The organism is Cryobacterium levicorallinum, assembly GCF_004402405.1.
Lineage (GTDB): Bacteria > Actinomycetota > Actinomycetes > Actinomycetales > Microbacteriaceae > Cryobacterium > Cryobacterium levicorallinum.
Window position 1 is genome coordinate 65720 of record NZ_SOFE01000001.1, and the last position, 22744, is coordinate 88463.

At 66.3% G+C, this 22744-nt stretch carries 20 protein-coding genes; 9 read left to right on the plus strand and 11 right to left on the minus strand.

Features of this window, described 5'->3' with window-relative positions; genetic code table 11:
• Positions 1–18 precede the first annotated feature (18 nt).
• Genes E3O11_RS00345 through E3O11_RS00355 form a run of 3 tightly spaced genes read right to left on the minus strand, consistent with a single transcriptional unit; the run spans position 19 to position 2662 of the window.
• On the minus strand, positions 19–804 hold the full coding sequence (locus tag E3O11_RS00345) for an ABC transporter permease (protein WP_092448789.1): 786 nt from the start codon (positions 802–804) through the stop codon (positions 19–21).
• Positions 801–1661: an ABC transporter permease gene (locus E3O11_RS00350; protein ID WP_092448790.1), complete on the minus strand. Its 861-nt coding sequence runs from the start codon at positions 1659–1661 to the stop codon at positions 801–803. The genes E3O11_RS00345 and E3O11_RS00350 overlap by 4 nt, the downstream gene beginning before the upstream one ends.
• Positions 1658–2662 (minus strand): ABC transporter substrate-binding protein, encoded by a 1005-nt coding sequence (locus tag E3O11_RS00355; RefSeq protein WP_092448791.1) that lies wholly within the window; start codon positions 2660–2662, stop codon positions 1658–1660. Before E3O11_RS00355 ends, E3O11_RS00350 begins: the two co-directional genes overlap by 4 nt.
• 339 nt (positions 2663–3001) lie before the next feature.
• Between E3O11_RS00355 and E3O11_RS00360 the strand changes: the two genes are divergently transcribed.
• The 7 genes from E3O11_RS00360 to E3O11_RS00390 all read left to right on the plus strand — a co-directional run bounded on the left by E3O11_RS00360 (position 3002) and on the right by E3O11_RS00390 (position 13946).
• A complete protein-coding gene (locus tag E3O11_RS00360) occupies positions 3002–3658 on the plus strand; it encodes an IclR family transcriptional regulator (protein ID WP_092448792.1) in 657 nt (218 codons plus the stop codon).
• A 58-nt stretch (positions 3659–3716) separates the two neighbouring features.
• A complete protein-coding gene (gene hutU / locus E3O11_RS00365; protein WP_092448793.1) occupies positions 3717–5399 on the plus strand; it encodes a urocanate hydratase in 1683 nt (560 codons plus the stop codon).
• 2 nt (positions 5400–5401) lie between these two features.
• Positions 5402–6592: an allantoate amidohydrolase gene (locus tag E3O11_RS00370; RefSeq protein WP_092448794.1), complete on the plus strand. Its 1191-nt coding sequence runs from the start codon at positions 5402–5404 to the stop codon at positions 6590–6592.
• Entirely contained in the window at positions 6589–7908 is a 1320-nt protein-coding gene (locus tag E3O11_RS00375) for a formimidoylglutamate deiminase (RefSeq protein ID WP_092448795.1), read from the plus strand. Before E3O11_RS00370 ends, E3O11_RS00375 begins: the two co-directional genes overlap by 4 nt.
• Positions 7905–9068, plus strand: coding sequence for an imidazolonepropionase (gene hutI, locus E3O11_RS00380; protein ID WP_092448796.1), 1164 nt, complete (start codon positions 7905–7907; stop codon positions 9066–9068). The genes E3O11_RS00375 and hutI overlap by 4 nt, the downstream gene beginning before the upstream one ends.
• Positions 9069–9156: 88 nt before the next feature.
• Positions 9157–11271 carry a S9 family peptidase gene (locus E3O11_RS00385; RefSeq protein WP_092448797.1) on the plus strand — a complete coding sequence of 705 codons (2115 nt, stop codon included), beginning with the start codon at positions 9157–9159 and terminating at the stop codon, positions 11269–11271.
• A gap of 2 nt (positions 11272–11273) precedes the next feature.
• The gene (locus E3O11_RS00390; RefSeq protein ID WP_092448798.1) at positions 11274–13946 is read left to right on the plus strand and encodes a DEAD/DEAH box helicase; all 2673 of its coding nucleotides are present in this window, start codon (positions 11274–11276) and stop codon (positions 13944–13946) included.
• A 69-nt stretch (positions 13947–14015) separates the two neighbouring features.
• Here the strand turns inward: E3O11_RS00390 and mgrA are convergent, their stop codons facing one another.
• The 6 genes from mgrA to E3O11_RS00420 form a co-directional block, all read right to left on the minus strand.
• Positions 14016–15041 carry an L-glyceraldehyde 3-phosphate reductase gene (gene mgrA / locus E3O11_RS00395; protein WP_092448799.1) on the minus strand — a complete coding sequence of 342 codons (1026 nt, stop codon included), beginning with the start codon at positions 15039–15041 and terminating at the stop codon, positions 14016–14018.
• Between the two features lie 69 nt (positions 15042–15110).
• Entirely contained in the window at positions 15111–15899 is a 789-nt protein-coding gene (locus E3O11_RS00400) for a glycosyltransferase family 2 protein (RefSeq protein ID WP_092448800.1), read from the minus strand.
• Complete coding sequence (locus tag E3O11_RS00405) at positions 15896–17320, minus strand: PIG-L family deacetylase (protein WP_092448801.1); 1425 nt, start codon at positions 17318–17320, stop codon at positions 15896–15898. The genes E3O11_RS00400 and E3O11_RS00405 overlap by 4 nt, the downstream gene beginning before the upstream one ends.
• Complete coding sequence (locus E3O11_RS00410; RefSeq protein ID WP_092448802.1) at positions 17314–18318, minus strand: acyl-CoA dehydrogenase family protein; 1005 nt, start codon at positions 18316–18318, stop codon at positions 17314–17316. The genes E3O11_RS00405 and E3O11_RS00410 overlap by 7 nt, the downstream gene beginning before the upstream one ends.
• Before the next feature lie 36 nt (positions 18319–18354).
• Positions 18355–18843: a Dps family protein gene (locus E3O11_RS00415; RefSeq protein WP_092448803.1), complete on the minus strand. Its 489-nt coding sequence runs from the start codon at positions 18841–18843 to the stop codon at positions 18355–18357.
• Between the two features lie 144 nt (positions 18844–18987).
• A complete protein-coding gene (locus E3O11_RS00420) occupies positions 18988–19275 on the minus strand; it encodes a helix-turn-helix domain-containing protein (RefSeq protein ID WP_092448804.1) in 288 nt (95 codons plus the stop codon).
• A gap of 139 nt (positions 19276–19414) precedes the next feature.
• Here E3O11_RS00420 and E3O11_RS00425 point away from each other — a divergent pair, with 139 nt between their 5' ends.
• Complete coding sequence (locus E3O11_RS00425) at positions 19415–19972, plus strand: MOSC domain-containing protein (protein WP_092448805.1); 558 nt, start codon at positions 19415–19417, stop codon at positions 19970–19972.
• A gap of 178 nt (positions 19973–20150) precedes the next feature.
• On the opposite strand, the gene E3O11_RS00430 is transcribed toward E3O11_RS00425, so the two are convergent.
• Positions 20151–20975, minus strand: a complete 825-nt coding sequence (locus E3O11_RS00430) for a DarT ssDNA thymidine ADP-ribosyltransferase family protein (RefSeq protein WP_166787440.1) — start codon at positions 20973–20975, stop codon at positions 20151–20153.
• A 187-nt stretch (positions 20976–21162) separates the two neighbouring features.
• Positions 21163–21843 carry an HAD-IA family hydrolase gene (locus tag E3O11_RS00435; RefSeq protein ID WP_092448807.1) on the minus strand — a complete coding sequence of 227 codons (681 nt, stop codon included), beginning with the start codon at positions 21841–21843 and terminating at the stop codon, positions 21163–21165.
• A gap of 139 nt (positions 21844–21982) precedes the next feature.
• Here E3O11_RS00435 and E3O11_RS00440 point away from each other — a divergent pair, with 139 nt between their 5' ends.
• Entirely contained in the window at positions 21983–22726 is a 744-nt protein-coding gene (locus tag E3O11_RS00440) for a sulfite exporter TauE/SafE family protein (RefSeq protein WP_092448808.1), read from the plus strand.
• The last annotated feature ends 18 nt before the right edge of the window (positions 22727–22744 follow it).

Consider the following 22744-nt stretch of genomic DNA (forward strand, 5'->3'; position numbering starts at 1 on the left):
TGTTTCTGGTCTGGTCGATCAGGCGTCACGTGCGGCGCGGCGCATGCCGGTGTACCACCGCAGGGAATGCGACTCGAAGTATTGGAAGACAACGGACGCCACGAGTCCCAACAGACCGAGCACGATGATTCCCGTCCACATTTCAGGCAAGGCGAAGTTGCGTTGGAACTGCACGACGCTAAATCCAAGCCCATTCGTAGCGGCAAACATCTCACTGATGACCATGAGGATGATGCCGACCGAAAGGCCTTGACGCATACCGGCAAGAATCTGCGGAGATGCCGCCGGGAGGATGAGGGTGAAGATGCGACGCCGTGCGCTGAGACGGTAGGACCTGGCAGTGTCGATCATGACGGAATCGACCGCCCGGACGCCCTCGACGGTGTTCAGGAGAATCGGCCAGAGGCAGCCGAGGAGTACCACGATGATCTTCATCGTGTCTCCGATCCCGGCGAACAGCCCGATGATCGGCACAAGTACCGGCCCCGGAATGGCACGGAATAATTCCAGGGTCGGCTCGCAGAACGCCCGAACCCGCGGCAACAGGCCGATCAGCGTTCCCAGGGATACAGCGATGACGGTTGCTGCGACAAAGCCGAAGAGCAGCCGCCAGATGCTGGCAAAGCCGTCCACGACCAGGCGTGATTCCCCACCACCGTCGAGCCAGGTCGCCGGGAACGCAGCGAGAATGCGCTGCAGAGAGGGGAAATAGACATTCGTGCTGTCGTAACTGACGATCCACCAGGTCGTAAGGAGCACGACTGGCAGAGCGAGGATATAGCCGATGGACTGCAGTGTTTTCATTCGCTGGCATCCTTTCGAAACGACATGTGCCAGGCCAACACGCGCTTCTCCACCAGCCGCACGACGATGTTGACCGCGAGGCCGAGGAGCCCGGTGATGAGTACGAGCGCATACATTCGCGCGTTCGCCCCGCCGGATTCGGCCTGAGCGATGCTCTGCCCGAGGCCGGGGGTACCGATGATCAGTTGAGCGGTCACGGTCAGCACCAGGGCCACCGTGGCGGCCAGGCGGATACCGGTCATCACGAAGGGCAGTGCAGTCGGCCAGATCACGTAGCGCATCACACCCCAGCGGCTGAATCGGTACGACCGGGCGGTATCGGCGACGACCGGGTCGACATCCGCTACGCCGTACACCGTTTGCACCAGCACCTGCCAGAAGGCGGCGTAGATGACCAGGACGAGGGCTGACTCGTACCGCGGGCCAAAGACGAGCACGACCAGCGGCACGAGAGCAACCGAGGGAATCGGCCGCAGAAACTCAACGGTTGAGGAGGTCGCGCGGCGCAGGGGTTCGATGCTGCCGAGGAGTATCCCGACGACGACACCGGCCACAGAGGCCACGGCGAGTCCGATAGCCCAGACGTAGATCGTGTCGTAGACGGCCATCCACATCGTGGATTCGCCGAGAAGTCCTGCCAAGGCGGCCATGATCACGGTCGTCGGCGGCAGGTCCTGTTCCCGAACAATGCCCAGCGGGGCAAGAAATTGGGCGACGAGCGCTACGGAAAGCAGCCCGGCACAGCCGAGCAACACGTTCGTCACTCGGCCGCGTGCCCGGAACCGCCGCCGCGGCACCGGAGTGAAGGCGCTGGCCTCCACTCCGACCGCGGGCACGACATCCAGGCGAGTACTCATTCCGCGATGAAGCCGTCGTAGTCTGGCTCGCCGCTCAGTACGCCGTACGAGACGGCGGCGGCGGCGAGGGTTTCGAGACCGGACCGATTGATCTCGGGGAGCCACTGCGACAGGCCAACCGAGGCTGCCAACTCAGGGCTGAGCGAAGCATAGTCCTGGATGATCTCCCGAACAGCGTCTTCATTAGCGGATGCGTACGCAAACGATTCCGCGAGCGCCGCCCGGAAACTCGTGACTAGGGCCGGGTTGATCTCGACCGTTTGCGCCGACGCGAAGTAGAACGCGGAGTCGAAGTTCTCGGCCATGTCGACCATGGGGCTGGCAACAATAACGCCACCCTCCTGCACGATCTGGGTGCGGAACGGTTCCGTCGTCCACGCGGCGTCGACCTCTCCGGCGGCCAGCTGGGCCGGCATGTTCGGGTAGGGCACCTCGACGAACGAGATGGAATCGGGGTCGCCGCCGGCCTGCTCCAGGGAATTTCGAATTGTAATCTCACCGAAGTTGCTCAGCGCATTGATGGCGACCGTCTTGCCTTCGAGATCGAGGACGTCGGCGACACCGCTGTCGGCCAACGCAGCCACCTCGGTGGTGTCGGCGCCGTCCACGTTTGTTGACGTCGATCCGTTCGAGATTACCCGAATCGGGATGTCGTTCTGGTGGGCTACCAGAAGGGAGACCACGTTACTGTAGCCGAAATCGTATTCGCCGGAGACGACGGCGGGAACGATAGCGGCACCGCCCTGAGCCAGCTGGATATCCAATTCCAAACCGTGATCAGCGAAAATTCCCTGTTCAATGCCCAGGTAGATGGGTGCAACATCCGTGATGGGGATGAGCCCGAGCGTCACCGTGGTGAGTTTCCCGTCTGCGGTGGTGTCGCTGCCGCCGGGATCGCTCGGGCTGCAGCCGGCCAAAGCGAGGGCAGCGACGAAGCCGATCGCGGCCGACCTGATTACCGGGCCGAAACTGCGTGGCGAGCTGGAACGATTTGCGCTCATGGTGGGTGGTCCTTCCGAAAACGCTGAGCTCCTCCGACATGGTCGGGGAGGTTACTGAATCAGGTACTGGCTGACAACGACGCACAGGCGTTCAAAATGAAACTTCATTGTCAATCTATGAAAAGTAACGGCCAGTGCCAAACAATGTCAAGGTCTCGTCAGATGGTAATGATCACGTTACCTGAGCGAAACATCCGCTCCACAGGCTGACTGTGCACTCATTGCGAGCACCGGACCGGCGTTCAACCGACAGTGATGACTGAATTCTCTTGTCATCTAATGAAATAAGTGTTTTACTAAATGCAATTGTGAGTGGCATGGAAACACGAGGAGCTTGACATGAGCGCAATACCCGGCAAACCAGACACGACCACGCGAACGGCCGAGCGTGCCCTCGCTCTGCTCAGCGTCGTCTGCGAGCGAGGCTCACTCACCCTCGGTGAGGCCGCGAAAGCGGTCGATCTCTCCGCCAGCACAGCACTTCGCCTCTTGCGCACCCTCGAGGCAGCCACCTTTATTCGCCGTGACGACGAGGGCTCCTACCGCCCAGGAGTGGCGATCGTGCAGCTCGGCGTACTCGCCCTGAGTCAGGAATCACTCGTGGCGCTCTGTCGCGATCCGATGACGCGAATTGTCGAACAAACCGGAGAATCCGCGTATCTGAGCATCCCGGCCCCGGGACGACAGGGCCTCTACGTGGCCATTGTCGAAGGAACCCACTCCGTTCGGCACTCGAATTGGGTGGGCCGCAAGTTTCCCCTTGACTCGAGCGCCTCGGGGAAGGCCCTGCAGGGCGGCACCGGTGACACCGGCTACTGCGTCGTGAGTGACGGTGTAGAGCGTGACGTCACGGCAATAGCGGTACCGATCAGCGTCGGCGACCGCATCGTGGGCGCCCTCAGTGTGGTCGTTCCGAGCTACCGCATCACCACGTCAAGCATCGAACGTATCGGCCAGCTCTTGCTCGGCGAAGCGCGCCAGCTCTACGCCCGCTGATCACCCTGAAACTTTCCCGCACCATCCACTGCCCCGCCAGAACAAGGGAGCCCCACCTATGACTCACACCTCGTCGCACCCGACCACCCACACCCCACGCCCCGTTCGCGCCGCCCGCGGCACCGAACTGACCGCGAAGAGCTGGCAGACCGAGGGCCCGCTGCGCATGCTCATGAACAACCTCGACCCCGAGGTTGCCGAGCGCCCCGACGACCTCGTCGTCTACGGCGGAACCGGCAAAGCCGCCCGCAACTGGGAGTGCTACGACGCGATCGTGCGTACCCTCGAAACCCTCGAGAAAGACGAAACCCTGCTCGTACAGTCGGGCAAACCGGTCGGCGTGTTTCGCACCCACGAATGGGCGCCGCGGGTGCTGATCGCCAATTCCAACCTCGTCGGCGACTGGGCCACCTGGCCGGAGTTTCGCCGACTCGAGCACCTGGGGCTCACCATGTACGGGCAGATGACCGCTGGATCGTGGATCTACATCGGCACTCAGGGCATTCTGCAGGGTACTTACGAAACCTTCGGCGCCGTGGCCACCAAGAAGTTCAACGGCACCCTGGCGGGCACGCTGACCCTCACCGGCGGGGCCGGCGGCATGGGCGGCGCGCAGCCGCTCGCCGTCACCATGAACGACGGCGTTGTGCTCATTGTCGACGTCGACCCGGCGCGGTTGCAGCGCCGCGTCGATCACGGTTACCTCGACGAAATGACCGACGACATCGACGACGCCATCGCCCGGGTGCTCGCGGCCAAGGCGGAACTCCGCGCTCTGTCGGTGGGTCTGGTCGGCAATGCCGCGACCGTGTTCGCCGAATTGCTCGCCCGCAAAGTGCCGATCGATATCGTGACCGACCAGACCAGCGCGCACGACCCGCTCTCCTACCTGCCCGAGGGCGTCACCGTCGAGGAATGGCACAGCTACGCGGCCGAAAACCCGGAGGAGTTCACCGTGCGCGCCCGCGCCGCCATGGCCAAGCAGGTCAAAGCGATGGTCGAATTTCAGGATGCCGGTGCCGAGGTCTTCGACTACGGCAACTCGATTCGGGCCGAGGCGAAGCTCGGCGGCTACGAGCGGGCGTTCGAGTTTCCGGGGTTCGTGCCCGCCTACATTCGCCCGCTGTTCGCCGAGGGCAAGGGCCCGTTCCGCTGGGTGGCCCTCTCCGGCGACCCGGCCGACATCGCCGCCACCGACAAGGCCGTTCTGGAGCTGTTTCCGAACGACGCCGGGCTGCACCGCTGGATCACCAAGGCCGAAGAAAAGGTGCAGTTCGAGGGCCTGCCGGCCCGCATCTGCTGGCTCGGCTATCAGGAACGCCACCTGGCCGGGCTCAAATTCAACGAGATGGTCGCCTCCGGCGAGCTGCGCGCCCCGATCGTGATCGGCCGCGACCACCTCGACTCCGGCTCGGTCGCTTCGCCCTACCGTGAGACCGAGGGTATGTTGGACGGCTCCGACGCGATCGCCGACTGGCCGCTGCTGAACGCGCTGCTCAACACCGCCTCCGGCGCGACCTGGGTCTCCATTCACCACGGCGGCGGGGTCGGAATCGGCCGCAGCATTCACGCCGGGCAGGTCATCGTCGCCGACGGCACCCCGCTGGCCGCGGAGAAGATCGCGCGTGTGCTCACCAACGACCCGGGCACCGGAGTGATGCGGCACGTCGACGCCGGCTACGAGCGGGCCAAGGGAGTGGCCCGCGACCGCGGCCTGCGTGTGCCCATGTGGGAGGACTAAACGTGCTCGCCGGTCTCGCCGAGATCGCCGAGGTCGGCCGCGACCACCGGCGCGGCGGGTACTCCCGCCATCTCTGGCAGGTGGCCGACCTCGAACTGCGCTCCTGGTTCGTCGAACGCGCCGAACGGCTCGGCCTGCAGGTCGAAACCGACCGCAACGGCAACCTCTGGGCCTGGTGGGGTCAGCCAGGACCGGATGCGGTCGTCACCGGCAGCCACCTCGACTCCGTTCCCGGCGGCGGCGCCTACGACGGGCCGCTCGGCGTGATCTCTTCGCTCGAGGCCATCGGCCGGCTGCAGGCGAGCGGGTTCGTGCCGACCCGGCCGTGCGCGGTGCTGATGTTCGCCGAAGAAGAGGGCTCCCGTTTCGGCATCGCCTGCCTCGGCTCGAGGCTGCTCACCGGAGCGATCGACGCCGATCAGGCCCGCGCCTTGACCGACCGTGACGGCGTCACGCTGGCCGAGGCCGCCCGGAAAATTGGTGTCGACCCGGCGCACCTCGGCGTCGACCTCGTTGCACTAGAACGCATCGGACTGTTCATCGAACTGCACGTCGAACAGGGCCGCGGCCTGATCGACCTCGACCAGCCGGTGGCCGTGGCATCATCGATTCTGGCCCACGGTCGCTGGCGCCTCACCGTCACCGGCCAGGGTAATCATGCCGGCGCGACCACCATGATCGAGCGCCGCGACCCGATGGTCGCGACTGCCCAGGCCATCGTGGGTGTGCAGGCCGCCGCTCTGGGTCGCCCGGGAACCCGGGCGACGATCGGCCGCATCGAAGCGATCCCTGGCGGAACCAACGTTATCGCCAGTTCGGTGCACGCCTGGCTCGACGCCCGCGCCGAGACCGACGAAGAAACCCGCCTGCTCGTGGCCGACATTGCAGCCCGCGCCCAGCAGGCCGCCCAGCAGAACGGATGCTCCGCCACCCTCACCGAGGAATCCTGGGCCGGCGCCGTGCAGTTCACCCCCGGCTTGCGCGAGCGGTTCGCGCAAGCGCTCGGCCAGGTGCCGCAACTGTCGACCGGAGCCGGCCACGATGCCGGCGTGCTCGCCGCCCACGTGCCGAGCGCAATGCTGTTCGTGCGCAACCCGACCGGAATCTCCCACGCGCCGGAGGAATTCGCCGAAGCCGCGGACTGCGTGGCCGGCATCGACGCGCTCGAACTGCTGCTGAGGGATCTGCTATGAGCAACTTCTGGTGCGAAACCCTGCTGATCGACGGGGTCGCCGTGACCGGGGTGAGGGTCGAGGTCGACGACCACGGTCGCATCTCTCGGGTTCAGATTCACGGGGCGGAGGCCGCGGACATCCGTTTGGGAACGGTGCTTCCGGGGTTCGGTAATGCTCACTCGCACGCCTTCCACCGGGCCCTGCGCGGTCAGACCCACACCGAGGGTGGCGATTTTTGGATTTGGCGCGAGCGGATGTACCGGGTCGCCGCGCAGCTCGACCCCCTGAAGTACCAGGCGCTGGCGACGGCGGTGTTCGCCGAGATGCTGGTGAGCGGCTACACCGCCGTCGGTGAGTTTCACTACGTGCATCACCGCGCGAATGGCGAACCGTATGAGACGGAGCACGCCATGGAACTGGCGCTTGCGGCGGCGGCGCGGGCCGTCGGCATCCGTTTGGTGCTGCTCGACACGGTGTATCTGCAGGGCGGAATCGGGCAGGAGTTGGCACCCGAACAGCGGGCGTTCGGCGACTTTGACGCCGCGGGCTGGCTGGCCCGATGGCACTCGCTGCGCGCAGCACTGGGGAACGACGACCTCGTGACGCTCGGCGCCGCGCTGCACTCGGTGCGTGCCGTCACGCCCGAGGCGATGCGTGAAGTGCTCGCCGGGTTGCCGGCGGACGTTCCGCTGCACGTGCACCTGTCGGAGCAGCCGCAGGAGAACGCGGATTGCCTCGCGGCGTATGGCCTGACCCCGACCGGTGTGCTCGATTCGCTCGGTGCCCTCGGACCGCGACTGAGTGTGGTGCACGCAACGCATCTGAGCGACGCGGACCGCGCGCTGCTCGGCGACGCCGGCGTGACCGTCGTAATGTGCCCGACCACCGAGGCCGATCTCGGCGACGGAATCGGTCCGGCGCTCGCCCTGGCCGAGGCGGGCTGCCCGATTGCCCTAGGCTCCGATCAGCACGCCGTCATCGACCCGTTTTTGGAGATGCGCGGATTGGAAATGGGCGAGCGGCTGGCCTCGCGACAGCGCGGACGCTTTGCCCCGACCGCCCTGCTCACCGCGGCCACGAGCGCCGGCTATGCCTCGCTCGGGCTCGGCCGTCTCACGATGCGCGAGGGCGACCCGTGCGATCTGGTCGAGATCAGCACCGCCGGCGTGCGCACGGTCGGATCGTCTGTCGAGCAGCTTCCGCTGACCGCGACCGCCTCCGATGTGCTGCGGGTCATCGTGGGCGGACAGGTCGTGGCCGATGGCGGTCGGCTGGTCGGCGGCGCGCGGCCGTCGGAGCTGATGGCCGACGCGCTTGGAAGGCTCGGCGAATGAGCGGCACCGAGCTCATCACCGGAATCGGTGAACTGACCACGCACGATGAGTCCGGCGAGCGTCGGCACGACGCGGCACTCGTGATCGGCGACGGCCGCATCCTCTGGATCGGTGCGGCCAGCCAGGCTCCGGCTGCCGATCGTCGAACGGATGTCGATGGCCGCGCCGTTCTGCCCGGTTGGGTCGACTCGCACACCCACCTCGTCTTTGGCGGCGACCGTTCGGCAGAGTTCGAAGCCCGCATGGCCGGCCAGAAGTACGCCGCCGGCGGCATCAACACGACCGTCGCCGCAACCCGCGCGGCGTCCGAGGAGCAGCTTGTAGCCACAGCGCTGGGCCTGCGCCACGAAGCCGAAACGCAGGGCACCACCTTTCTCGAGACCAAAACCGGCTATGGGCTCGACGTGGACAGTGAAGCGCGGTCGGCCCGGGCCGCCGCCCGTGTCGCCGACGTCGTCAGCTATCTCGGCGCCCACATCGTGCCGACCGGGCTGGATCGTCGCGACTACCTCGACCTCGTCACCGGGCCGATGCTCGCCGCGGTGCTTCCCTACGTGCAGTTCATCGACGCGTTCTGCGAGCAGGGCGCGTTCGACGTGGAAGAAACGCGGGAGGTGCTGCTGGCCGGCCGGGCCGCCGGCCTCGGGCTGCGCGTGCACGGCAACCAGCTCGGCTTCACTGGCGGCGTGCGGCTGGCCGCTGAACTCGGCGCGCACAGCGTTGACCACTGCAACTACCTGGAGCCATCCGATATCGACGCACTGGCGGCGTCGGCCACGGTCGCCACGCTGCTACCGGCCTGCGACCTGTCCACCCGGCAACCGTTTCCGCCGGCCCGCCAGCTGTTCGACGCCGGTGTGACCATCGCCCTGGCGACCAATTGCAATCCAGGCACCTCCTACACCACGTCAATGCCGTTCTGCGTGGCGACCGCCGTGCTGCAGATGGGGCTGACCGTGACCGAGGCGGTCTGGGCGGCGACCCGTGGTGCGGCCGCGTCGCTCGGCCACGATCAGGGAACGGATGCCGTCGGCTCGCTGCGGGTCGGCGGCCTAGCCGACCTGCAGGTTCTGAACGCCCCGTCGATCTCGCACCTGGCCTACCGCCCCGGCGTGCCGCTGACCGCAAACGTCTGGAGACGGGGAGTGCGGGTGGCCTGAACCGCGAAAGCGAGAAAATAGCTGCTTCAGCACACCCGAAGCAACCTTTTTCCCGCTCTGGCGAGACGCGGCAAACTACGCTGGGGGGATGACCTTTGGCCCGATCACCCCTCCCCTGGCAACCAAGAAGCCGCAACGCCGCGAGCACCACAACGACGTCTACGTCGACGATTACGAGTGGTTGCGCGACAAGGACAGCCGCGAGGTCATCGCCCACCTCGAGGCCGAGAACAGCTACACCGCGGCCCGCACCGCCACCCAGGAACCACTCCGGCAGCAGATTTTCACCGAGATCAAGAACCGCACCCAGGAGACCGACCTGAGCGTTCCGGTGCGTCGCGGCGCCTTCTGGTACTACACCCGGACGGTCGAGGGCCAGGAATACGGCATACACTGTCGCGCACCGATCAGCGGCCCGGATGACTGGGCGGCGCCCGTGCTCGGCACCAACCAGAGCGTGCCCGGCGAGCAGATCCTGCTCGACGACAACGTCGAAGCAGCCGGCCACGAGTTCTTCTCGCTCGGCAGCTTCGACCTCAGCGACGACGGCACTCGGCTGCTCTACGCCGTCGACGTGGAGGGCGACGAACGCTACACGATTCGGGTGCGCACCATCGCGACCGGCGAGAACCTGCCAGACACGATCGAAAACACGAGCGCCGGCGCCCTGTTCGACCCGAGCGGACGCTACCTCTTCTACACCACCGTCGACGACGCCTGGCGCCCGGACACCGTATGGCGGCACGAAATCGGTGCCGCTGAAGTCGCTGACGCCAGCATCTTTCACGAGCCCGACGAACGATTCTGGGTGGGCGTCGGCATCACCCGCAGCCGCAAATTCCTCATGATCGAGGCCGGATCCAGCGTCACGACCGAATCGTGGGTGCTCGACGCGAGCAACCCCACCGGCGACTTCGCCGTGGTCTGGCCGCGCCAGGACAACGTGGAATACGATGTCGAGCACGCCGTGATCGCCGCGGAAGACCGCCTGCTGATCGTGCACAACGGCGGCGCGGCCGTCAATTTCGAACTGGTCAGCGTCGCAGCCGCAGACCCGCAAGGCGAAAAGCGGATGCTGCTGCCGCACGACCCGCAGATCCGGCTGGAAAGCGTCGATGCCTTCGCCGACTTTCTCGTCGTGGAGTACCGCCGCGACGGCCTCACCCGCCTCGCCATCGACCGACACGACGCGAGCGGCCTGACCGAGCTCGACTTCGACGAACCGTTGTTTGCCGTCGGTTCAGCCGGCAACCCGGAGTGGACCCAGCCGACCCTGCGGTTTGGCTTCACGAGCTTCATCACCCCGTCAACGGTCTACGACCTCTTCGTCGCGACCGGCGAACGACGCCTGCTCAAGCAGCAGCCCGTGCTCGGCGGCTACGATCCGGCGCTCTATGAGCAGCGCCGCGAGTGGGCGACCGCCGAGGACGGTACCCGGGTGCCGATCTCGCTGGTCTACCGCCGCGACCTCGTTACGCCCGGAACCCCGGCGCCGACCCTGCTCTACGGCTACGGATCCTACGAGCACAGCATCGACCCCGGCTTCGGCATCGCCCGGCTCAGCCTGCTCGACCGCGGCATGATCTTCGCCATCGCGCACGTGCGCGGCGGCGGCGAACTCGGCCGCACCTGGTATGAAACCGGTAAAACCACGACCAAGCGCAACACCTTCACCGACTTCGTGAGCTGCGCCCGGCACCTCATCGACGCAGGCTTCACCACCCCGGCCCGGCTGGTCGCCGAGGGCGGCAGCGCCGGCGGACTGCTCATGGGTGCCGTCGCCAACCTCGCGCCCGAGCTGTTCGCCGGCATCCTCGCCGAGGTGCCGTTCGTCGATGCGTTGACCTCGATTCTCGACCCGTCACTGCCGCTGACCGTGATCGAGTGGGACGAATGGGGTGACCCGTTGCACGACGCCGCGGTGTACGCCTACATGAAGTCCTACTCCCCCGTCGAGAACGTGCGGAACGTCGCCTACCCGGCGATTCTCGCCGTGACCAGCCTGAACGATACCCGGGTGCTCTATGTGGAGCCGGCCAAATGGGTGGCCAAGCTGCGCGAGGTGGGAGCGGATGCCCTGCTCAAGACCGAAATGTCAGCCGGCCATGGAGGAGTCTCCGGTCGGTACAGTGCCTGGCACGAACGCGCGTTCAACTACGCCTGGGTGCTCGACACCGCCGGCCTGAACATGCCCGAGAGCTAGAAATGTCAGAGGGCACCCCAGCCTGGAAGCGGCTGGTTCTGCCGGGGGAACCGCCGGCATCCGCTGGTCTGCGCATCGGCAATTTTGGGCAGCCGAGACCGCTGGCCACGGGACTGAAAGTGCCGATGGGGCTGCAGTTCGAGCTGCGCGAGCAGACTCCGCGCACCAACGACCGCTGGCGCGGGCCGACCGCTAAACCGGTGAAGGCGCTCGTGGCCGGGCACGGCGACTATCGGCTCGGCGTTCGGCCGGTCATCCACAATGCGCAGGGCAACTGGGTGCGCAGCAACGTCACCTGGAGCCACCTCACTTTTCAGCTCAACCGGTTCAACCTCGACCCCGAACACCACCGCTGGATCTCCCAGTTCGCCGCCCTGTACAAGGCCGTGCGCGAGGTTTACACGAGCCAGGAAACCGACTGGATCTACCTCGACAACTTCACCAGCCCGCTGCTGTGGCCGCTGCTGCGCGAGGCCGAGCAGCTCGGCATCGGCTTCGTCGGCAACAAAAAAGACGTCGTCGTACGCATCGGTTCGCTCGCCGAAATCAGCCTCGACGCCTCGCAAACGGATGCTGCTGGCCCGCTGCTCCTGCAGTCCCGCCTGCAGATCGACGGCGTCGACCATCCGCTCGAGGCCGCCGGAGTCATCGCCGGCCACGGTATCTACAGCGTGCGCTTCGGCACGCCGACCGTGTTCACGCTCGCCCCGGCCGCCGGCCCGCTGAGCGGCGAACAGCGTCACCTGGTCGGGCAGGTCGAGGCGGCGAGCGTTCCCGCCGAAGACACGGTCGAGTTTCTCGGCACGGTCTACCCGGCCCTGCAGCGCACGGTCGCGGTCACCAGCATGGATTCCTCGGTGCGCTTTCCCGCGGTAATGCCCGACGACTTTGAGCGCACCGAAACGCCCCACCTCGTGATCACGACGGTCGAGACCGACCAGCGCGACTGGTTCGACCTCGGTGTGATCGTCACGGTCGGCACGATCACGGTGCCGTTCGGCCCACTGTTCAAGGCCCTCGCGAAGGGGCAGACCCGCCTGAAACTGGTCGACAACAGCTATCTCTCGCTGCAGAGCCCTGAGTTCGAGCAGCTGCACGAGCTCATCAACGAGGCCCGCGCGCTGCACGAATGGGAGACCGGCCTGCGCATCAGCCGCTATCAGGCCAGCCTGTGGAGCGATTTTGAGGATCTCGCCGATGAGACCGTTCCGGCCGTGTCGTGGCGAGCGGCCGCCGCCGGTCTGAAAGATCTGACCGGGATCGACCTGGTCGACCTCCCCGCTGGCGTGAACGCGACCCTCCGGCCGTACCAGCAGGAGGGGTTCGCCTGGCTCGCCTTCCTCTGGAAGCACCAGCTCGGCGGGGTGCTCGCCGACGACATGGGGCTCGGCAAGACCCTGCAGACCCTCGCGCTGCTGGTGCACGCGCGCGACTCGAGGCCGTTTCTGGTGGTGGCGCCGACATCCGTTGTCATGAATTGGCTGAACGAAGCCACCCGGTTCGCTCCCGGGCTGCGGATACGCACGGTGACGGCGACCGAGGCCAAAAGCCGCACGCAGCTCGCGGATGCCGCCGCCGACGTCGACGTGCTCGTCACCTCCTACGCTCTGTTCCGTCTCGACTTCGACGCATACCAAGCCCTGAATTGGGCCGGCCTCATCCTCGACGAGGCGCAGTTCGTGAAGAACCGCACCAGCCGCGCCTACGCCTGCGCAAAAGAGCTGAACACACCGTTCAAACTGGCGATCACGGGCACTCCGCTGGAGAACAACCTGATGGACCTGTGGTCGCTGTTCAGCATCGTCGCACCCGGCTTGTTCGCGTCCGCGCGCAAATTCACCGAGAACTACGTGCGGCCGGTGACCCTTGGATCGAGCCCGGAGCGGCTCGCCAAGCTGCGCCGGCGCATCCGCCCGCTGATTTTGCGCCGCACCAAAGAGGTCGTCGCCCGCGATCTACCGCCGAAACAGGAACAGGAAGTGCAAATCGCGCTGAACCCGGCGCACCAGAAGCTCTACGACACGTTCCTGCAGCGCGAACGGCAGAAACTGTATGGGCTGATCGAGGACCTCGACAAGAACCGCTTCATTATTTTTCGCTCACTCACCCTGCTGCGACTGCTGAGCCTCGACGCCTCGCTGGTCGATCAGAAGTATTCCGGCGTGCGCTCCAGCAAGCTCGACGCCCTGTTCGAGCAGCTCGACGACGTCATCGCCGAGGGGCACAAGGCCCTGATTTTCAGCCAGTTCACGTCGTTTCTGAAGCTCGCCGCCGCCCGGCTGGACGCTCTGGGCGTTCCGTACTGCTACCTCGACGGGTCGACGCTACGGCGCAGCGAGGTGATCGACCGGTTCAAGAGCGGCGCGACCCCGGTGTTTCTGATCAGCCTGAAAGCCGGTGGCTTCGGCCTCAACCTCACCGAAGCCGACTATGTTTTTCTGCTCGACCCCTGGTGGAATCCGGCGACCGAGGCGCAGGCCGTTGACCGCACCCACCGCATCGGCCAAACCCGCAACGTCATGGTCTACCGGATGGTCGCCACCGGCACGATCGAGGAGAAGGTGATGGCGCTCAAGGCCCAGAAGGCGCAGTTGTTCAGCGCGGTGCTCGACGACGACGCCCTGTTCAGCACCGCGCTGACCGCCGACGACATTCGCGGCCTGCTCGAGCCCTGACCGCCGCCCCTGGTCAGAGCGTCACCGCCACTTCCGTTGGCCGGCCCGGAAGAAAGCCGGCGGGAGAGGCTAGACGTCGCTTGAGGCTGACCACAGGTTGATGCCGTTGTCGACGGCATGCACGTCGATCGCGGTCAACTCCGCAGCGCTGAACTCGAGGTTCTTCAGAGCTCCCACGTTCGTTTCGAGCTGGGCGACCGACGATGCGCCGACGAGCGCGCTGGTCACTTCGGAGTTGCGCAGGACCCAGGCCAGGGCCATCTGGGCGAGCGACTGACCGCGCTCGACGGCGATCTCGGTCAACGCCCGGATGTGCACGAGCGCCTCGGTGCTCACCATGGACTTCTTGGCCGAACCCCCCCGCGCGACGCGGGAGTCCGAAGGGATTCCCCCGAGGTAGCGGTCGGTGAGCAGCCCCTGCGCCAGCGGCGAGAACGCAATGCAACCCGCTCCGATGTCTTCGAGGGTATCGAGCAGATCGCCCTCAACCCACCGGTTGAACATGGAGTACGAGGGCTGGTGAATCAGCAGCGGTGTGCCGAGGTCGGCCAAAATCGCCGCGGCCTGGCGGGTGCGCTCCGGCGAGTACGAGGAGATCCCGGCATACAGGGCGCGGCCACTCGTGACGGCGGTGTGCAGCGCGCCCATCGTCTCTTCGAGCGGGGTGTCTGGATCGGCGCGGTGGGAGTAGAAGATGTCAACGTAGTCGACGCCCATGCGGCCGAGCGACTGGTCGAGGCTCGAAAGCAGGTACTTGCGGCTGCCGAAGTTTCCGTAGGGGCCCGGCCACATGTCGTAGCCAGCCTTGGTCGAGAGCACGACCTCGTGACGGTGGGCGGCGAAGTCTTCGCGGAACAACTGACCGAAGTTCGTTTCGGCTGAGCCGTACGGGGGGCCATAGTTGTTGGCGAGGTCGAAGTGGGTGATGCCGAGGTCGAAGGCCCGGCGCAGAATGGCCCGCTGCGTTGCGAGCGGCTTGTCATCGCCGAAATTCTGCCACAGTCCGAGGGAAATGGCGGGAAGTTTGAGGCCGCTGCGTCCGACGCGACGGTAGGGCATGGACTCATATCGAGAGTCATTGGGAAGATAAGTCATTCGATTATTCTTCCACTTCCAGGCCACGCCACGCCACGCCAGAGGCTTGTACGAAAGCTCGCCTGCGAATCAGTGCGCCACTTCAGTGTCAGCCCAATCGGGTTTGATGTGTTCGCGCAGGTACTCGGCGAACCCCGCCGGGGCTCGGCCGACGCGTCGTCCCGAGGTCAGCACCGGAATCAACGCCGTGCGTGCCTCGGCGACCCCCAGTTCACGCAGGGCTGCCACGAGAAGCCTGTCTTCATCGCAATCGACCGGCGCAAATTCGCCGGCGGCCAGGTACAGATCAGCCCGCACGCCCAGATTGCCTCCGTGAACGTGCGGATGCCCCTCACCGATCATGTGCAGGGACTCCCAGTTCACCAGCTCGTGGGCGGCCAGGTCGTCGTCGGGATGCACCGTTCCGAGCACCAGATCGACACCGTTGCGGGCAAACGCCAACTGGGTGATCAGCCAGTTCGGCGGCACGGCCGAGTCCGCGTCGGTGCTGGCGATCCAGATTCGCTCGGCTTGGCCATCACCCACAGCGGATGCCGCCGCACCCGACGCCGAGACCGCTTCCAGCCGGCGCAGCGCGCGCTGCACACCGAACCGACGCGCCACGCCGACGGCGCCGGCCTCAATTTCAACTCGGTCGAAGTCGGGCCAGAGTGCGGCGACTCGGGCCGATAAATCGGTGCACTGGTCCAGGACCAGCAGCACCGACACCGCTGGGCGGTCCGGCTGCGGCAGCACGGTGAGCGCGTCGATCGCCACGGCGAGTGCTGCCAGGGCGCGCGGCAGCAGGACCTCCTCGTTGCACACCGGCACCACGATGGTCACGAATTCGGGGCTCGACGGACTTGTTTGTACGCTCACGGCACGAGGCCGTCGCGCTGCGCGACCGAGAGTGCGGGCCGGGGTTCATACACCTCGAGCACGAAGTCGCGTTCGAGGTGATGCACGGTGCGCTGCAGCCCGACCACGTGGGTGAGCTGCGTGTGCACAGCATCGCCAGTGAGGGGACACTCCGCTACCGGGTGTCGCCAATGGCAGGCCACCAGAACCCCGTCGGGGGCGAGGCTGGCCCGGCAGCGCTCGAGCAGTCGCCGCAGGTCGGCACTGGAACAGTAATATCCGACCTCGGACAGCACAATCAGGTCGAACTCCCCCTCCGGCCAGTCCGCCGGAACCGTTCGCCGCTCAAACCTCACGCCGGGCTGGCCGGCGAGTCGCGCTCGTGCAATGCTGAGCGGCTGTTCGATCAGATCAATGCCGAGCACGGTGTCACACCGTTCGGCCAGCTCGGCCGTGAGCACACCGTTCGAGCAGCCGAGTTCGAGGGCTGCGCCGAAGCGCTGCCGGGGCAGCGCCGCGATCAGGGCGGCTCGTTTGCGCTTCTCGTACCAGCGGGTCTCGAACCCCCACGGATCCGGACCCGAGGAATAGATCGAGTCAAAGTACCCGGTCGTGAGCGTGTGATTCGGGTCGGCGGGTGCGGGGGCATCCGTTTGCGGGCGCGCTGGCGCTCCTCCGGATTTTTTCACGGTCACCTCGATGAGGGTCTCGAAGGTGCGCGTGAAATGTTCCTGAAAACCGGCCGGTAGGATCACTTCGTCGCCGAACGAATCCGACAACGGGCCGACCTGACTGCGATGCAGCGCCAAAGCGCGCGCCTTGGCCTTGCGCTCGGTCGGCAGCAGATCAAAGACGCGCACGGTGGAGTCCGACCAGATGGGGGCATCCGGGTTTGACCAGTGCCAGGCCCAGATCGGGTACTCGAACAGGCGGGCGCTGCGTTCTCGTGCGGCTCGGTCGGCGGCCGCGCTGGCTGCCGCATGATCCGGATGCCCATCGGCTCGCCACGGTGCCACCACCCAGGTCGACGCGTCCACGTCGCCGATCGCCTCGACGATCGCCCCGGCGGCCAGGTCGATGTGCTCGGCGAGTTTGCCGTCGGGGAGCTCGAGCAGGTGCACCTGCGCGTTCGGTGCCAGGTGTGCGAGAGCATCCGTCACTTCGATGCGGCGAATCTGGGCGAGTCGGGCCAGGTTGTGGGTCGGGGAGCTCGGGTGAGACGCCTCGCCGTTGCTGAGTACGATGACCACGATCGGCACGTCGAGCCCCGCAACGTGCGCGATCAATCCGCCAACGCCGAGGCTTTCGTCGTCCGGATGCGCCGCGACCACGACGAGACGGCCGAGCCCGTCCGTGCTCAGCGCGGCGAACCGGTCTGGCCAGTTCGCTGCCTCCCAGCTCTTCTCAGGTGTTCCGCCATCGAGGTTGTTGAATGTCACCACGGTGCACTCCCCTTCGTTACGAGCATGCGCCCCAACGCAGCGTCATCGTGCTCGGCATGGTGCTGGCGTACGTACAGCTGCAGATCGGCGACCCGCTGCGCGTGCCGATCGTTCAGGGCCAGCGGCGCCGGTCCGAGGGCATGCCCGATATGGAATATGACGTCTTCGGCCGCGCGGGCGACGATCCCGCGAACCCGGGCGGCCAGGAGGGAACCGGCCGGTCCGTCGGCCTCGCCGGCATCGATCGCGGCCGCGGCCGCGGCCAGTGCCGTCGCCGCAGTGGTCACTGCCACGTCGACAGCGCCGAGATGGGCGAGCGCAATCTGGTCGGGGGCGCGCCCCTGGGTCGAGTCGTAGAGGGTGCGCGCCAGGCCGACGGCACCGCCGCACCACACGGCGGCGACTCCGATACCGCCCCACGCGAACCCAGGCCGGCGCAGGTACCAGCCCGCATCACCAACCGCATCGGCCCCAACACCGTCGAAATCGACCGGGCCGCTCGTCACCTGCGGCAGGCCGCGGGCGATCCACAGCTCGTCATGTACCGTAATGCCGGCCTGCCGCAGGTCGACGGCGAACAAGCGTCTGCCGTGGTCGCCGACGTGGGCGGTGACCAGCGCGTGAGTCAGCAGTCCCGCGAGGGAACACCACGGCTTGGTGCCGTCGAGCCGCCAGCGGTCGCCCTCTGGCGTCGCTGTGAGCACCGTGTCGGCGGTCTCCGCGGCGAACACGCCCCAGGTGTGATCGGACTGGGCGTCCTGGCCGGCCTGGGCGAGAATCGCCCGCGCATCGAGGTGCGCCTCGGCCACTCGTGCTGCCGTGAGGTCGGCCAACGCGAGCGTGCACAGCGTGTCGAACAGAACGGCCGTTTTTCCCTCCCCCGGGCGGGGAACGGATGCGAGACTGCTCGCCAGTGCAATCGCCCGCTGCGCGTCACCGTTGACCTCTAACGCAGCGGCACTGAGCGGGCCCGGTGGAAGCTGCGATTCAAGCCTCATTACTCCCCCTCGACCCACGCGGCATCAACCGATGTGTTACGACACCCGCGAGGTGGATTTCAGTGCTGCGCGCTTGCGCGGTTTACGGTTCTCCGCACTGACCATCCAGGAATACTGCTCGAGCTTCTCAATGAACGCGTGCAGAATATCCGCGCTCGTGGGGTCTTCCTCATCGACCTCATCGTGCACCTTGCGAATATTGTCGACGGTGGCATCGAGTCGTTCGGTGATGAGCGTCACCGTCTCCGCCGTGTCGACTTCGCCATCGGGAAACTTGGGCAGATGGGTGGTTTTGGTGACCGTCTCGCTGCGGCCATCGGGCATGGCGTCGAGGGCGCGCATCCGCTCGGCTACTTCGTCGGAGAATTCGCGCGCATCGAGAATGATTTCGTCGAGTTGCAGGTGCAGGTCGCGAAAGTTCTTTCCAACGACGCTCCAGTGCGCCTGTTTTCCCTGCACGTGCAGCTCGATCAGGTCGACCAGAACGGACTGCAGGTTATTACTGAGTGTTTCTGAGGCTTTCATGGTGTCCTCTCAATTGGGGGGAATTTGACTCGAGACTATATCACCGGAGGCGAATCCGGTCCAGAATTCCATCACTCCCATTGGGCGGCCGCTGACCCGACGTGTGGCCCCCGGTTTTCGGGCGTGCTGATGGCTGCCTGCCCGTCAGTCGCCTCGCGGCGGGCGCGGCTTGCTGTACTTCTTGTGTGCGGTCTGCGGAGCGGTACCGAGAATTCGTGCGATGTCGGCCCAGGAGCATCCGCCGTCGCGCATGGCGTTGACCGCCGCGGTCACCCGGAGGTTGACCTCCACCCGATCGCGCACCGCCCGTTCCAGTTCGCGTTCGAGAGCTCGGTACGGACGCGCAATGTGCGGGGCGACGTCTTCCGCGCGCGGAAAAACGGACGCGGATTCGTTGGGCTGGTCGTTATTGGCGGGCGCAACACTGGTCATTGAGAAACCTTTCCATTGATGCAATGTAGGCCTCGGGCGGTGCCGCGTCAACGGGTTTACACAGACACGGTGACGTATCCGGTTACAGGGCTGCTGGCATGCCTTCGAACGCGCGTGCGCCTGTGGCAGAATCGTCTGCATGACACACGACAAGCGCCCCGGCACGGTCGTTTCGGTCAGCCGCGACGACCTGCACCGGTTCAGCAAGCCGGCGGTGGGCAGCATCCGTTTGCTGGCTGGAATCGGAGTCGAGGGCGATTCCCACGCCGGAGTCACCGTGCAGCACCGCTACGCGAAGAAGCGCAACCCATTGGCACCGAACCTCTGCCAGGTGCACTTCATGGCCGCCGAGCTGTTCGACGACCTCGTGCCGACCGGGTATACCGTGACGCCGGGCGAGCTCGGCGAGAACGTGACCACCGCCGGAATCGGCCTGATGACCCTACCGCTCGGCACCCGGCTGCATCTCGGCGCCGAGGCCGTGGTCTCGATCACCGGCATGCGCAGCCCATGCTCGCTCATCAACGGCTACCAAAAAGGCCTGATGAAGCAGCTCATCACAACGGATGCCGTCGGCACAGTGCACCGCCGCGGCGGCATCATGGGCGTCGTCGTCACCGGCGGGGTCGTGAACCCGGGCGACGGCATCCGGGTGGAGCTACCCGCCGGCGAACACGTGCCCCTCGGGGTCGTGTAGCAGGACCCATAGCCGGGGCATCCCGCGACCGGGCCCACGCCCGCATCCGCATCCGCATCCACATCCGCCCCCCGGGCCCACGCACGCATCCGCCCCCGGGCCCACCTTAGGGAACGGGGCCCACGATAGAACATGGGCCCCGTTTCCGGGCCCGGGCCCCGGACAGAAAAGGGTCGGGCTACTCGGCGTCGGCGGAGGTGTGGAACCACGGCGGGTAGACCGCGACCTTGGGCTTGAACGCGCTTGCCTTCAGAATGCCCCGAACCGTCTCGCGCACATTGTCGTTGCAGACGCCGATGAGCGTCACCAGCTCCATTGGGACAGCATCGGGAACGAGCAGCTCGGCTTCGAGCATCATCGCGCCGTCGGCTTCGGCGCGGAGCGTCTGCAGCATGCGCTCGGCCGTGGCCGGTGTGGCACCGAACCGGGTGAGCGATCCGGCCGCATCACCGTTGGTGACGGCGACCAGGCTGGGAACGAGGGGGGTCTCGTCGTCGGTGGTGGAAGCATCCGTTACAGCGGCGAGCCCGTCGTTGATCTTCTTCACGGTGCTCACGAGCATGACGAAGGCGAAAGCCTCGGAGCCGTGGGCGTCGAGGGCGAGGCGCGGGTCGGTGGACTCGGCACGAATGCTCTCCCACACGGTCGCATTCGGCGACAGGAAGAACGGCACGTACTCTGCGACACTGCGTTCAGTGCCAGCGACGAGGGCGTCGCGACGCGATTCGCGCGTGGCGGGCGCCGAGATGTCCACGGCGGGTCGGGTGGTGAGCGCAGCGTTGGCAAACAGGCATCCGTCGCGCAGAATGGCGGCGAGGTTGCTGATGTGGGTGAGGTGGTACACGCGCTGCTCGTCGACGTTGTCGGTCGAAGCTTTCTCGGCGCGCACCGGGCGGGGAGCGCCTGCCACGCGAACCGGGCGAGCCGCGCGGGCGGGCGGTGTAGCCGCCGTGGGCAGCGGGTCGCGCAGGGACGACAGCTTGGGAGCGCGGGTCTTCTTCACCGGCACCAGGGGCTCAGTAACGACTTTGGGATAACACAGGGCGCACAATTTGCCCTCAAGTCCGTGGATGCATTCGTCGTCCAAGTGCCAAAACCTTTCTCTTCGCGTACTCGCGCCACCCGGAAAAGCCGAACGTGCATACCGCCTATCAACGTTACGTTCATTTGGGCCCGGGCGGTGACCGTTCTTAGCTTTTCGGTGACTCCACGTGAACGATCAAACCGTCAGGCGTGACCTCAATGCGCAGCGAGTCGAGCCCGGGCACGACCAGATCGGCGTCGAGCTCGGCGGCTGGGTAGGTTCCGGTGACGGCGATCGTGGTGCAGCCGGCGGCGCGGCCGGCCTGCAGACCGGCGGGTGCGTCCTCGATTACCAGGCAGCGGTTCGGGTCTACGCCAAGCCGCGCCGCCCCCTCCAAAAACGGGTCGGGCTCGGGCTTGCCGTTCGGAGTGTCATCGATGGTCACGATCACCGCGGGTGCCGGAAAAGCGGATGCTGCCAGCCTCGCTCCGGCCAACGGCCGGGCGCAGGACGTGACGATCGCGCGCCGGGCTTCGGGCAGGCTCGTCATGAGCGCGGCGGCGCCGGGCAGCACGGTGATATCGTCCGTGTCGGCTGTTTCGAGCGCGAGGACGCGGGCAATGGCTTCGTCTACCCGGTCGGCCGGTACCAGTTCCTCGATAATGTCGCGCGCCGGACGGCCGTGGGCGGTGTCGTCCTTCGCCACTCCCCATTCCCGCGCCCAGGCAGCCCAGGAGCGGTCGACCGCCGGCGTGGAGTCGATGAGGGTGCCGTCCATATCGAACAGCACGGCATCGAAGGTGCGCCCTTGCAGAACGTTCTCGGTGGGCAAGCTCGCGTGGGGCATCCACTGTCCTTTCGTCGATTTGTCGGGTGACTGCCGTGCAGCGGCCCCGCATTAACGGTAGCCCACGCGTCCGCGACGTCGGTTGGTGTGGTCTGGGCCGGTATCGTTGGGTGCAACAACCGAGCTGGGAGACCGTACCGTGTGGACGACCGTTCTGGTGATTGCGGCCGTGCTGATCGGCTCGAGCATGCAGCGCATCACCGGCATGGGGTTCGCCCTGGTCGCTGCGCCCTTTCTGGTCCTGCTGTTGGGGCCGATTGACGGTGTCATCGTCGTCAACGTCTGCGGGGCCCTTACCGCCGGGGTGATCCTGACGCGCGTGTTTCGAGACGTGGACTGGCGGCGCTACGGAATTCTGGCGGCCTGCGCCGTGATCGGCATCGTGCCGGGCTCCTACGTTTTGCAGTTCGTACCGGTGGCGTGGCTTGAGATCTCGATCGGTGTACTCGTGGCCGCCGGGCTGACCGTATCGGTGAATCTCGGCCGGGTGGTCGTGCGGGACCGGCTGAGTTTTCGCGTGATAGCCGGCATGACCAGCGGGGTCATGAACACGACGGCCGGCGTCGGCGGCCCGGCAGTGAGCATCTACGCGATCGCCACAGGCTGGCCGCAGCGGTCCTTCGCCGCGACCATGCAGCCGTACTTTCTGACCATCGGGCTGGCCTCGTTGTCGTCCAAATTCGCCCTCGGATCCGCCGGCGTGCCGGAGCTGCCCGTGCTGGTCTGGATTCTGATCGGGTGTGCCTGCATCGTCGGGCTCATCGTCGGCGACCTGCTGTCGCGGGTGATCGAGCCGCACGTAGCCCGCCGCCTGCTCGTGATAGTGGCGTACCTGGGGTCGTTTGCGACGATCGTGCGCGGCGTGCTCGAGCTGCTCGCCTGACCGCGCGAGACGCCGCGG